The following is a 338-nucleotide window of genomic DNA, read 5'->3' as shown; positions in this document are numbered from 1 at the left end:
CGTGATACGGCGCCCATGGCAGGCGGTTTTTCCCGACCGTGACGGTCGTCGAATCCACCACCCGAAGCGGTTTGGGAAACCGAAGCGAGCGGCGGGTTTGGCGGTTGCACTTGGAAATGATCAACGCCAACAAGCGTTTCATGATGTCATAGGGAACTTCTTTCGCTTTCTTGGATACAGTTGAATAATGGAATCGCGGCAATCCATACAGAGGCCCCACATCGGCTCCGTGGCGAAAGCTTTTCCATTGATGCATGGCGGCCAGCAGGAAGAAGTGAATCAACTCGCGCAACGTAAAGGTTCGAGACGAATCACGATACCCAACCGCTTCGGCAATC

1 pseudogene is annotated in these 338 nt (G+C 54.1%); it reads right to left on the bottom strand.

The window, feature by feature from the left end:
- Positions 1-338, bottom strand: a pseudogene (locus tag I656_RS0117395) (IS4 family transposase); the annotation flags it as partial.

Source organism: Geobacillus sp. WSUCF1, assembly GCF_000422025.1.
Taxonomy (GTDB): Bacteria; Bacillota; Bacilli; order Bacillales; family Anoxybacillaceae; genus Geobacillus; species Geobacillus zalihae.
Note: the sequence above shows the minus strand (reverse complement) of the source record. Positions and strands in the feature narration are given on the sequence as shown.